Origin of the sequence: Mycobacterium sp. 1245852.3 (assembly GCF_001669335.1) — a bacterium.
Lineage (GTDB): Bacteria > Actinomycetota > Actinomycetes > Mycobacteriales > Mycobacteriaceae > Mycobacterium > Mycobacterium europaeum_A.
The window spans coordinates 24,662-35,856 of sequence record NZ_LZLL01000431.1 but is presented as its reverse complement, the minus strand read 5'-3'; the positions used below and the strand labels follow the sequence as shown (position 1 = coordinate 35,856).

The 11,195-nt window shown below is 67.2% G+C and carries 13 protein-coding genes, 1 tRNA gene and 1 pseudogene; 9 read left to right on the top strand and 6 right to left on the bottom strand.

What is annotated here, in order from left to right; genetic code table 11:
- The 7 genes and pseudogenes from A9W96_RS31585 to A9W96_RS19095 all read left to right on the top strand — a co-directional run.
- Nucleotides 1-105, top strand: a pseudogene (locus A9W96_RS31585) (segregation/condensation protein A); the annotation flags it as partial.
- On the top strand, nt 105-800 hold the full coding sequence (gene scpB / locus A9W96_RS19120) for an SMC-Scp complex subunit ScpB (RefSeq protein ID WP_066872259.1): 696 nt from the start codon (nt 105-107) through the stop codon (nt 798-800). The pseudogene A9W96_RS31585 and the gene scpB, both read left to right, overlap by 1 nt.
- Nucleotides 800-1,543: a pseudouridine synthase gene (locus A9W96_RS19115; RefSeq protein WP_066872262.1), complete on the top strand. Its 744-nt coding sequence runs from the start codon at nt 800-802 to the stop codon at nt 1,541-1,543. The genes scpB and A9W96_RS19115 overlap by 1 nt, the downstream gene beginning before the upstream one ends.
- A gap of 5 nt (nt 1,544-1,548) precedes the next feature.
- A complete protein-coding gene (gene cmk / locus A9W96_RS19110; RefSeq protein WP_067142094.1) occupies nt 1,549-2,211 on the top strand; it encodes a (d)CMP kinase in 663 nt (220 codons plus the stop codon).
- Nucleotides 2,208-3,608 carry a ribosome biogenesis GTPase Der gene (gene der, locus A9W96_RS19105; RefSeq protein ID WP_066872268.1) on the top strand — a complete coding sequence of 467 codons (1,401 nt, stop codon included), beginning with the start codon at nt 2,208-2,210 and terminating at the stop codon, nt 3,606-3,608. The genes cmk and der overlap by 4 nt, the downstream gene beginning before the upstream one ends.
- Nucleotides 3,609-3,784: 176 nt before the next feature.
- Nucleotides 3,785-3,861 (top strand) — tRNA-Pro (locus A9W96_RS19100).
- 150 nt (nt 3,862-4,011) lie between these two features.
- Complete coding sequence (locus tag A9W96_RS19095; RefSeq protein ID WP_067142091.1) at nt 4,012-4,437, top strand: cellulose-binding domain-containing protein; 426 nt, start codon at nt 4,012-4,014, stop codon at nt 4,435-4,437.
- Between the two features lie 18 nt (nt 4,438-4,455).
- Here the strand turns inward: A9W96_RS19095 and A9W96_RS19090 are convergent, their stop codons facing one another.
- The 4 genes from A9W96_RS19090 to A9W96_RS19080 all read right to left on the bottom strand — a co-directional run bounded on the left by A9W96_RS19090 (nt 4,456) and on the right by A9W96_RS19080 (nt 7,517).
- Entirely contained in the window at nt 4,456-5,124 is a 669-nt protein-coding gene (locus tag A9W96_RS19090) for a DUF2510 domain-containing protein (RefSeq protein WP_067142088.1), read from the bottom strand.
- A gap of 97 nt (nt 5,125-5,221) precedes the next feature.
- The gene (locus A9W96_RS33080; protein WP_255361674.1) at nt 5,222-5,356 is read right to left on the bottom strand and encodes a hypothetical protein; all 135 of its coding nucleotides are present in this window, start codon (nt 5,354-5,356) and stop codon (nt 5,222-5,224) included.
- Nucleotides 5,357-5,437: 81 nt separating this feature from the next.
- Nucleotides 5,438-5,872, bottom strand: a complete 435-nt coding sequence (locus A9W96_RS19085) for a DUF4383 domain-containing protein (protein ID WP_066872283.1) — start codon at nt 5,870-5,872, stop codon at nt 5,438-5,440.
- 88 nt (nt 5,873-5,960) lie between these two features.
- A complete protein-coding gene (locus A9W96_RS19080) occupies nt 5,961-7,517 on the bottom strand; it encodes a succinic semialdehyde dehydrogenase (protein ID WP_067142085.1) in 1,557 nt (518 codons plus the stop codon).
- 135 nt (nt 7,518-7,652) lie between these two features.
- On the opposite strand from A9W96_RS19080, the gene A9W96_RS19075 reads away from it, so the two are divergent.
- Nucleotides 7,653-8,033: a hypothetical protein gene (locus tag A9W96_RS19075; RefSeq protein ID WP_067142082.1), complete on the top strand. Its 381-nt coding sequence runs from the start codon at nt 7,653-7,655 to the stop codon at nt 8,031-8,033.
- Between the two features lie 39 nt (nt 8,034-8,072).
- Here A9W96_RS19075 and A9W96_RS19070 read toward each other — a convergent pair whose 3' ends face one another.
- Together A9W96_RS19070 and A9W96_RS19065 are read right to left on the bottom strand one after the other, a co-directional pair.
- A complete protein-coding gene (locus tag A9W96_RS19070; RefSeq protein WP_197499570.1) occupies nt 8,073-8,876 on the bottom strand; it encodes a transglutaminase family protein in 804 nt (267 codons plus the stop codon).
- Nucleotides 8,877-8,942: 66 nt separating this feature from the next.
- Nucleotides 8,943-9,737: a GAP family protein gene (locus A9W96_RS19065; RefSeq protein WP_067142080.1), complete on the bottom strand. Its 795-nt coding sequence runs from the start codon at nt 9,735-9,737 to the stop codon at nt 8,943-8,945.
- A gap of 1,213 nt (nt 9,738-10,950) precedes the next feature.
- Here A9W96_RS19065 and A9W96_RS19060 point away from each other — a divergent pair.
- Entirely contained in the window at nt 10,951-11,178 is a 228-nt protein-coding gene (locus A9W96_RS19060; protein WP_067142077.1) for an MbtH family protein, read from the top strand.
- Nucleotides 11,179-11,195 lie beyond the last annotated feature (17 nt).

The following is an 11,195-nucleotide window of genomic DNA, read 5'->3' as shown; positions in this document are numbered from 1 at the left end:
CTGTATCGGTCGCGGGCGGTAGCATTCGACCAGTCAGAGCCGCTTGGCGTGCTCCAAATTGCCTGGACCGGGGAGTGTCCGACCACCGAAATACGAGACGAGTAATGACTGAAGATCTGCCCGACGTCGTACTCGATGACGGCATCCCGGACATCGCCGAGGTCGCGCCGATGGAATCCGAGGAACTCGGCTCGGTGCTCGAGGCGCTGCTGCTGGTGGTGGACACGCCGGTCACCGCGGAGGCGCTGGCGTCGGCCACCGGGCAGCCGGTGTACCGGATCGCGACCAAGCTGCAGGAGATGGCCGAGCAACTCACCGAGCGGGACAGCGGCATCGACCTGCGCAAAAACAGCGAGGGCTGGCGGATGTACACCCGCGCCCGGTTCGCGCCCTATGTCGAGAAGCTGCTGCTGGACGGCGCGCGATCCAAGCTCACCCGCGCCGCGCTGGAGACGCTGGCCGTGGTCGCCTACCGCCAGCCCGTGACCCGCGCGCGGGTGAGCGCGGTGCGCGGCGTCAACGTCGACGCGGTGATGCGCACGCTGCTGGCGCGCGGCCTGATCACCGAGGCCGGGGCCGACGAGGACACCGGCGCGGTGACGTTCGCCACCACCGACCTGTTCCTGGAACGCCTCGGGTTGACCTCGCTTTCCGACCTGCCGGACATTGCGCCGCTGCTTCCCGACGTCGACACGATCGAGGATTTATCCGAATCCCTGGACAGCGAGCCACGTTTCATCAAGCTCTCGGGCGGTCCATCGCCCGATCAGGCGCTGACCTTCGACGTGGACCAGGATTGATGCACGAAGCTGAGGGGATCCGGCTGCAGAAGGTGTTGTCGCAGGCCGGAATTGCGTCGCGGCGGGCCGCCGAGAAGTTGATCATCGACGGCCGCGTCGAGGTCGACGGGCAGGTGGTGACCGAACTGGGCACCCGCGTCGACCCGGACTCCTCGGTGATCCGCGTCGACGGGGCCCGGGTGGTCCTCGACGACTCGCAGGTGTATCTGGCACTGAACAAGCCGCGCGGTGTGCACTCGACCATGTCCGACGACCGCGGCCGCCCGTGCATCGGCGATCTGGTCGAGCGCAAGGTCCGCGGCAACAAGAACCTGTTTCACGTCGGGCGGTTGGACGCCGACACCGAGGGGCTGATCCTGTTGACCAACGACGGCGAGCTGGCGCATCGGTTGATGCATCCGTCGCATGAGGTGCCCAAGACGTATCTGGCGACGGTGACCGGGTCGGTGCCGCGTGGGCTCGGCAAGAAGCTGCGCGCGGGGATCGAGTTGGACGACGGGGTGGCCAAGGTCGACGAATTCGCGGTGGTGGACGCCATTCCCGGCAAGACGCTGGTGCGGGTTACGTTGCACGAGGGGCGCAATCGCATCGTGCGCCGGCTGCTGGCGGCGGCGGGATTCCCGGTGGAGTCGTTGGTGCGCACCGACATCGGGCCCGTCTCGCTGGGAAAGCAGCGGCCGGGCACCTTCCGGGCGTTGGCTCATCACGAGATCGGCCAGCTGTACAAGGCGGTGGGCCTGTGAGCGGAATGGTCGTTGCCATCGACGGCCCGGCGGGTACCGGAAAGTCCTCGGTGTCAAGGGGATTGGCGCAAGCGCTCGGCGCACGCTATCTCGACACCGGGGCGATGTACCGGATGGTGACGCTGGCCGTGCTGCGCGCGGGCATCGACCCGGGCGACGCCGACGCGGTCGGCGGGATCGGGTCGACGGCGCAGCTGTCGGTGGACGGCGATCGGTGTTTGCTTGCCGGCGAGGACGTTTCCACCGAGATTCGCGGGGATGCCGTCACCGGCGCCGTCTCGGCGGTGTCGGCGGTGCCGGCCGTGCGCGCCAGGCTGGTCGAGCTGCAGCGCGAGATGGCCGCTGGGCCAGGCGATGTCGTGGTCGAGGGGCGCGACATCGGCACCGTCGTCCTGCCCGACGCGCCCGTCAAGATCTTCCTGACCGCGTCGGCCGAGACCCGGGCGCGGCGGCGCCACGAACAGAACGTGGCGGCCGGGCTAGCCGACGACTACGAGGCGGTGCTCGCCGATGTCCGCCGCCGCGACCATCTGGATTCGACCCGGGCGGTGTCGCCACTGCGCGCGGCGCCCGACGCACTCGTCGTCGACACCAGCGAGATGACCGAGGCCCAGGTGATTTCGCACCTGCGGGACCTGGTCAAGCAGCGAAGCGGAGCGGTGCGGTGACCCAAGACGGCACGTGGAGTGACGAAAGCGACTGGGAATCCGTCGATTTCGGCCTGGACGAACAGGAGGAGGCCGGCCCGGCGCCCGTGGTGGCGGTGGTCGGCCGACCCAACGTCGGCAAGTCGACACTGGTCAACCGGATCCTGGGCCGGCGCGAAGCGGTGGTGCAGGACGTCCCGGGCGTCACCCGCGACCGGGTGTCCTACGACGCGCTGTGGACCGGGCGTCGGTTCATCGTGCAGGACACCGGGGGATGGGAGCCCGACGCCAAGGGGCTGCAGCAGCTGGTGGCCGACCAGGCCTCGGTGGCGATGCGCACCGCCGATGCGGTGATCCTGGTGGTCGACGCCGTCGTCGGCGCCACCACGGCCGACGAGGCCGCCGCCCGGATCTTGCTGCGGTCGGGCAAGCCGGTCTTCTTGGCGGCCAACAAGGTTGACAGCGACAAGGTCGAGGCGGACGCCGCGATGCTGTGGTCGCTGGGGCTCGGTGAGCCGCACGCGATCAGCGCCATACACGGCCGCGGCGTGGCGGATCTGCTCGACGCGGTGCTGGCCGCGCTGCCCGAGGTGTCCGAGGTGGCGCCCACGTCCGGCGGTCCACGGCGGGTGGCGCTGGTCGGCAAGCCCAACGTGGGCAAGAGCTCGCTGCTGAACAAGCTGGCCGGGGACCAGCGCTCGGTCGTGCACGACGTCGCCGGAACGACGGTGGATCCGGTGGACTCGCTGATCGAGCTGGATGACAAGGTCTGGCGGTTTGTCGACACCGCGGGCTTGCGGCGAAAGGTTGGCCAGGCCAGCGGGCACGAGTTCTACGCCTCGGTGCGCACCCACTCGGCAATTGACGCGGCCGAGGTGGTGATCGTGCTGATCGACGGGTCCGAGCCGCTGACCGAGCAGGACCAGCGGGTGCTGTCGATGGTCATCGAGGCCGGCCGCGCCCTGGTGCTGGCCTTCAACAAGTGGGACCTGGTCGACGAGGACCGCCGCGAGATGCTGGAGCGCGAGATCGACCGCGAACTGGTGCAGCTGCGGTGGGCGCCGCGGGTCAACATCTCCGCCAAGACCGGCCGGGCGCTGCAGAAGCTGGTGCCCGCGATGGAGACCGCGCTGGCGTCGTGGGACGCGCGGATTCCGACCGGCCCGCTCAATTCCTGGCTCAAAGAGGTGGTGGCGGCCACCCCGCCGCCGGTGCGTGGCGGCAAGCAGCCGCGCATCCTGTTCGCCACCCAGGCCACCGCCCGGCCGCCGACGTTCGTGCTGTTCACCACCGGGTTTCTGGAGGCCGGATACCGGCGCTTTCTGGAGCGCCGGCTGCGCGAGGCCTTCGGGTTCGAGGGGTCGCCGATCCGGATCAACGTGCGGGTGCGCGAGAAGCGGGGAGCGCGGCGGCGCTGAGGCCGTGGGCTGGCCTCTTCCGGACCACCGGCCCTCCCGGAACACATGGTGATTCTCGAATCCGCTAGCGGAGGCGCTAGCGAGTCGGGGAAGTCTGTCTAGGACAGGTCGCTTGGCGGGGCGGCCGCCCGGTTACGGTAGGCTTTCGACCTGCTGCCGGTGCACGCGCCGGCGCGCGGGCTGTGGCGCAGTTTGGTAGCGCACTTGACTGGGGGTCAAGTGGTCGCAGGTTCAAATCCTGTCAGCCCGACCACAGGCCAGCGGCGGTTGTGGCCTGCACCCGGGTGCGCCGGCCCGCGCCGAGGCGAGAAGATTTCACGACGGTTTCGGTTGGGCAAAGGTACGGCAGCTTACCCGCGACGCGCCGGCCGATATCGCCCCCGCGGTTTTAATGTTGGCAGTCATGGGCGGAGGCACACATCGCGTGAACCGCTGGCGCGCAGCGTTTCACGTGCTCGCATCGGCGTCGACGGTTGCCGTCCTGGGGCTCGGCATCGCTCCCGCGGCCCACGCGGCCGCCGCCACGGCGACGTTGTCGGTGGACCATGCGTGGCAGACCGGTTTCATCGCCCGCTTCTCCGTCACCAACGCGAGCATGGCGCCGCTCACCGATTGGAAGCTGGAATTCGACTTGCCGGCGGGCGAATCCGTCTTGCACACCTGGAACAGCACCGTTACCCAATCCGGCACGCACTATGTTCTGACCCCGGCGAACTGGAATCGCAGCATTCCCCCCGGGGGTTCGGCCACGGGCGGTTTCAGGGGCGTGCTGACCGGTCCCTTCTCGCCACCGCAGAATTGCCTGATCAACGGGCAGTACTGCACCTAGCGGCCACGGACGACCGATCTATGGCTGGAAGGCCGGCAGGACGGTTCCGGAGTCGCGGATCTCCCAGATGCTGGCTTTGTTGATGCCGTCGAAGTTGATCTTGTCCAGCGTGGCCCGCGAATACGTGAGGTCGATGGCGACCTGGGTCGAGGTGTTGCCGTACGGGTCGGTCATCGGAAAGGTGCCCTGCACGTTCACCGCGGACGCGTCGGGGTAGGTCGCCCGCGCGTACTTGAGAATGCCGATGGTGTCCAGCCGGGCGCCGTCCTTGATCATCTGCTCGGTGTAGTTGTCCCGAATGGCGAACTTGGCGTCGACCACGTCACCATTCGGGCCCGGCGCGACGGTGAAGGTGACGCCGTCCGGCTTTTTGGGACCGGCCGGCGTCGACGGCGCCTCGGTCGGCCCCGCCGTGGCCGAACTGCTCGACTCGGCCGATCGGCCGTCCTTCTTCGGGTCGAAAACCCAGCTCTTGCCGACGATGATGAGCAGCACCAGGACGCACAGCGCGGCCAGCGCCAGGACCGCCTTGCCGGGCAGGCCCTTCTTCGGCGGGTCCGCGGTGAAGGCCCACTCGCTGGTCCAGCTGGTGCCGTCGAAGTAGCGCTGCAGCCCGTGGCCTACTGCGGGATCGGGATACCAGCCCGGCGCCGATTGCGGCGGCGGCGGCGCCTGTTCAGACGGCATCCATCCATTTTCGTCGTGACGGTGACATCCCGGCCACCCGCCCCCGCTGACCGCGCGAAACGCGATCCGATTCGGGCGGCGTCATGCCGTCACGCCGTCAGTCCTCGCGGTCCGGCTCGGTGAGTTCGGGCGCGTTCTCGCGGGTCGCCATCCCGCCTTCGCGCCCGTGATCCGCGGGGCCGGGGCGACCGCCCTTGGGCTCGTCGTCGTCCTTGTCCGATTGCTTGGCCATCGCAACCTCCTTCGTCGACCGGATGACTACCCGCAGCGGCGGCGATGTGAACTCAACTGGCCCGGGGGTGAGGGTTTGGCGTTACGGCGCTTTCCGGAGATCGGCGAGCGAGCTTTTGAGACCGCCGTCCATCCGGATCTGCACGGCCGCCACCGCGACCATCACCGTGGCGGTCACCAGGTGCACCACCGCGTCGGTCGTGTTGTTGGGGAAGGTGAAGACGAACGCGACCTGATGGGAGAAGAAGGCCCAAATGCCGGGCAGCGCACCGGCTATCGCGGCGAGCAGCAGATACAGCACCGACCATGACTTGCGCAGCGCGAACACCAGGCCCGGGGCGAACAGCGCCAGACCGGCGACGGCGTGCCAGCCGTTGTAGTCCATACCGAGCAGCTGCACGGTCGGCGCGGTGGGGCCGGTGGCGAAGCTGGGATTCATGATGAAGCCGATCACCGCCTGGACGACGTGAAAAGCGCAGATGATCAGCAGCCCGATCTGGGCGAAACTCCACCTCACAGTGCACCTCCTTGTGCATGATGGGGTAGCCCAGATACTACGCGCGGTAGTAGATCGGGGTCAACGGGTGAATCGGCCCGCCGCGAAGTCAGTTCCGGCCGGGGATCTTCATCACCGTCCGCACGATCGGCAGCAGCGACTTCTGCCACACCTTCCCCGGAATGCCCAGGGGCGGATCGAGATTGAACACGCGCGCGGTCGCGATCGTCTGCGATTCGGTGTACTTCAGCAGGCCCTCGGGGCCGTGCCGGCGGCCGACGCCGGACTGGCCCATCCCGCCCATCGGCGCGCTGAGGCTGCCCCAGGCGAAGGCGTAACCCTCGTTGACGTTCACCGTCCCCGACCGCAACCGGGCGGCGATCTGCTGACCCTCGGCCGAGGAGCCGGCCCACACGCTGGCGTTGAGCCCGTAGTCGGTGTTGTTGGCCTTCTCGACGGCCTCGTCCACGTCGGCGACGGGGTAGATCGAGACGAGCGGACCGAACGTCTCGTTGGCCGCGCACTCCATCTCGGGCGTGACATCGGTCAGCACCGTCGGCTCGTAGAACAGGGGGCCGATGTCGGGACGCGCCTTCGCGCCCGCAATCACCTTGGCGCCCTTGGCTTTCGCGTCCTCCACATGGTCGGTCACGGTGTCCAGCTGGCCGGTGGAGATCAGGCTGCCCATATCCACCGAGAAGTCATAGTCGATGCCCAGCTTCATGTTTCGCACCGCGGCGCCGAATTTGCCGATGAAATCGTCGGCGATGTCCTTCTCGACGTAGATGCGCTCGATGGAGATGCACAGCTGGCCCGCGTTGGAGAAACACGCGCGGGTGGCCGCCTTGGCGGCCTTGTCGAGATTGGCGCCCCGCGTGACGATCATCGCGTTCTTGCCGCCGAGTTCGGCCGAGAACCCGATCAGGCGACGGCCCGCGTGTTCGGCGAGCTGCCTGCCGGTGGCGGTCGAGCCGGTGAACATCAGGTAGTCGCAGTTGTCGATGATCGCGGTGCCCACCACCGAGCCCGGCCCGGGCACGATCGCGTAGAGCGCGCGGGGCAGGCCGGCCTTGTACAGGAGCTCGGCGCAGGCGAGCGCGCAATAGGGCGTCTGGCTGTCGGGCTTGAGCACCACCGCGTTGCCGGCCAGCAGCGCCGGCACCGAGTCGGACGCCGTCAGCGTCATGGGGTAGTTCCACGGCGAGATCACCCCGACCACGCCCTTGGGTTGGTAACCGACCGTGGTCTTGCCGATGCCGGGGAGCAGCGCGGGCACCGTGCGGGGCTTGAGCAGGTCGGCCGCGACGCCCGCGTAGTAGTTCGCGTTCGCCACCAGATCGATGATTTCCTCCTGCGCCGCCCAGCGGGCCTTGCCGGCCTCCGCCTGCAGGAGATCCATCAGGAACTCGCGGTTCTCGATGACGAGGTCGCGGTAGCGGGCGATGATCTCGACGCGCTCGGCGACCGGGCGGTTCGCCCAGGCGACCTGGGCCGCCCGCGCCTCGGCGAATGCGGCTTCGACGTCTTCGGCGGTGCCGATCGGGATCGTGGTCAGCGGCTTGCCGGTGAAGACCTCGTCGATCGTCTTGGTCTGACGTGCGGTGGCGTCTTTGATCGCGGCCAGCTGACGCAGGCGATCGAAGACCTCGGCAGACGGTGCAGGCATGTCGTTACCTCCGAAGCTCGGGCGTTCAAAACACCAGCCTATTGGTCGTCGGCTCCAGCAAAAGTGGGTAAGCAACACCCAAGCGCGCACGCGCGTCCGGTTTGTACCAGTTCACTAGTCGAAAGGCGGCATCGGATGGTTCGTCAGGAAGGAGGCCGCTGGGATGTCGGGGCCGAGGGCAACACGGTGTACCTCGAGCGCATCTCTGAGGGCGACGAGCGGATATTCGACGATTTGCTGTCACCCCAAGAGGCCCGGCAACTCGCCGGGCTTTTGACGAAGTACGCAGACAAGGCCGACGAGGCGGACGAGTCGGATGACAAGTCGAAGGACTCCGACGACAAGTCGAAGGACTCCGGCGACAAGTCGAAGGATTCCGACGACAAGGACGACTCCGGCGACGAGGACGAGGACTCCGACGACGAGGACTCCGATAACAACGACGACGGTGACTCCGATAACGAGGACGAGGACTCCGACGACCAGAAAGATTCCGACGACGACAAGTCCGGCTGATCACCAGCACGCCGCGATCATGCTGTGGCACAGGCGATTTCAACGGATCGAAACCAGGTGGTCGATCGAGTCCCGGGGCAACTCGCCGTCCACCACGGCGCTCACGACAAGACGATTCAGCGTGACCGCACCTTTGTGATTGTCGAGGAACGCCGTGTCGGCGGCGTCGCGACCGGTGGCCACCCGCACCAGCGTCTGCCGTGGCGCCAGCAACGTCGCGTCCACCACCCGCCAGTGCCCGTCGACGAACGCCTCCGCGACGGCGTGAAAGTCCATCGGGTACACGCCCGGCGCGTACACGGACACCACCCGGGCCGGGACGCTGACCGCTCGCAGGAGCGCCACCACCAGGTGCGCGTAGTCCCGGCACACACCTTCGCCGGCGAGCAACGTGTCCACCGCCCCGTCGATCGGATCGCTGGAGCCGGGCACGTAGTTCAGCCGGGTGCCTACCCAGGAACTCACGTGCTCCAGCAGCTCCGCGGCATCGCGGTCATTTCCGAATTCGGTTGCGGCGAAACCGAAGAATTTGTCGGATTCGGCGTAGCGGCTGGGCCGCAGGTACATCGACTGGTCGTATTCGGTCACCGGAGCCGGATCGGTGTGACCCACGATGGTCGCCTCGTAGTCGACGCGCAGCGTGCCCACCGCGGCGTCGAACTTGTGGATGCGGTTGCCGTGCAGCCCGCTGATCTCCAGGGGCGTGATCGGCCGTCCGTCCAGGACGAAGCGCAGCGACTCGGACACCTCGGCTCGCGGATGCGGCGCCACGGCGATCTGAAACTCCAGCGTCGTGGCCGCGGTGATGTCGACTTCGAGTTCGGCGCCCACTTCGCGTTTCATAGCGCGATCCTGCGCGAGTTGCCCCGGATCCGCCACCGGACGCCCTGATTCGGTGAGCGGTTCCGCTCAGAGGATGTGCAGGCCCTGGGCCAGCTCCGAGACCCCGACCACCGCGAACAGGCCCACCAGGATTTGCCGGTGGTAGCTGCGCACCCAGTCGTGCAGCACCAACAGCAAGGACTGCGTTCGCGCCGGCCTGACGAGGTAGCCGACCAGGATCATCTCGACGACGGCGTACATCAGGATGACGAATGCGACGGACGCGCCGGCCTGCGCGCTCACCGATGCACCCGAGGCCGCGATGATCGCCACGATGAACAGGACGCCGTCGACCGGCACCGAGATGATGCCGATCACCCACGCCACCCACGACGCCCCGCTTTCCCAGGCGCTGTGGACGCGGCCGAGCAGGCGCCGGAATCGGGAGGGGTCGTCGGCCGGCGCCTCCTGGACCCGCGTCAGCAGCCGCGGCATTGCGATCGGTGCACCCGAGACCATCGACAGTTCCGGCGTGCGGTCGGCGTCGGGCGCGGGTTGGCGTGTCCGTCGGCGGGTGAGGAAGCGGACCGTCATCAGTGCGGCGACCGACAGGACGACCACACCGAGGCCGATCTGAATCCGGCCGAGGGCCGAGCTCGTCGACGGGGACGCCGAACCGTGCGCGAGGTGTGCGAACATCGGCGTGAAGTTCAGCAGCAGCAGCGGGACGAGCAACTCGGGTATGCATATCGTCAATCCGCCGAGCCAGTAGGCGAGCAGGCTCGCCCCGGGACGCGGTCGAGAGATCATCAATAAGGCGAGGCCGAGGCGGACCGGATTGAGCGCAGCCAGGATCCCCAAGCCCAGCACTGACCCCCACATGGTTCGGGGCTCTACCCGTCGATGGCGGCGTCTAAACGCCGCCATTCCCCGAGTACGCACTCGAGTATTTGCGTGCCGCAAAGTCGGCTATGAATCCGCTGTGTGCGCCAAACCCGGTTGTGGTCAACGGATTCGGGCTCGGCCGCTCGACGACAGCGCGGCAGGTGAGAGAGGGGTCCGCGTGCCGAGCCGTCGCCCGGCTCGGATCGCCGAAGCCGCGCATCGGAGGTAGCGGACCGGGCCGACGCCCGAGCGCCGGCGAACATCTTCCGTGCCGGATGGCCGTGACATCAATCACAACGTGCCTGTTTACGGCCCCGCGTGGATGGCGCTGAGCGGCCCCTGGCAAATCGTGCGAGGCTGGCTTGAGGCGCGGATTCGACTCGGCGACATCCGAATGATGAGGACAGGCGATGGGGCAGCCACGGTGGGCCGGTTCGGCTCTGTGTAGCTATGGCGCGGCCGGGGTCGCCATCAGTGGTTCGCCACGCAGCCGGCCGCGTTTTAGCAAGCGTCCGTACGTTTTTGCATGGTGGCGGCCGGATGCGACGTCGCGTCCTGCTGGCCGGGGTCCCCAGTGCAGAGTCACAAACGCGCAGCTGAAAGCGCTCGGGCTGGACGCCTACCCGAACTCAATCGGTGGTCCCGGTGTCACGCGCGCCGGCACTGGACGCATGCCGACCGCACCGGCAAATATTTTTCGAATGCGTAAGCGAGGTTTTCGGCCGCGGATGGCGGCAAAGATCGCTGGTCAGCGTCGACAAGCGAAATCGCACCCGGCGTCGCGTTCGGGAAGTGGAGGTGCACCTGGCGCAGGCATGACACGTTACTTTTGCTAAGCAGCAAAAATCGGTGCGTCAGTAGTATGACTGCGGATCGGTTATGCAAGAACGGAATTCATATGTTTGGCACAGTATTGGCTGGGTATTGTCGATTCCGTGGATCGCGACGCCGACGGTCGCAGTGGTAGCTCATGAGGAGTGCACTGCCGATGAACGCTATCTGTCGGCGAGGTGCCGGAATGGTCACCGCGACCATGATGTCGTCGCGCCGCCCCCGCCGTCCGAGCTCACCGGCGCTGACGCCGGGCGCCTGGGCAGGTCGACATACGGGCCGGGCTTGACGGATCAATCCTCAAGCGCCGCAACGATATTCGGGGTTATCCGCGGCACGGCTTGGTAAATCTATGTCTCGGGTGTTAGGGGGTCCATCGGTGTCGCTCAATCCGTTCGATGACGACAACGGCCAATTTTTCGTCTTGGTCAATAATGAAGAACAGCACAGTCTTTGGCCGACCTTCGCTGTCATTCCCGCCGGTTGGAGGGTAGTTTTTGGGGAAGCCGACCGCGCCACATGCCTGCACTACATCGAAGAAGCCTGGCCCGATATACGGGCGAAAAGTCTGCGCGACACGCTGACCGCGCCGGTTTGTGATCATTAGACCGGTGTCGGTATGAA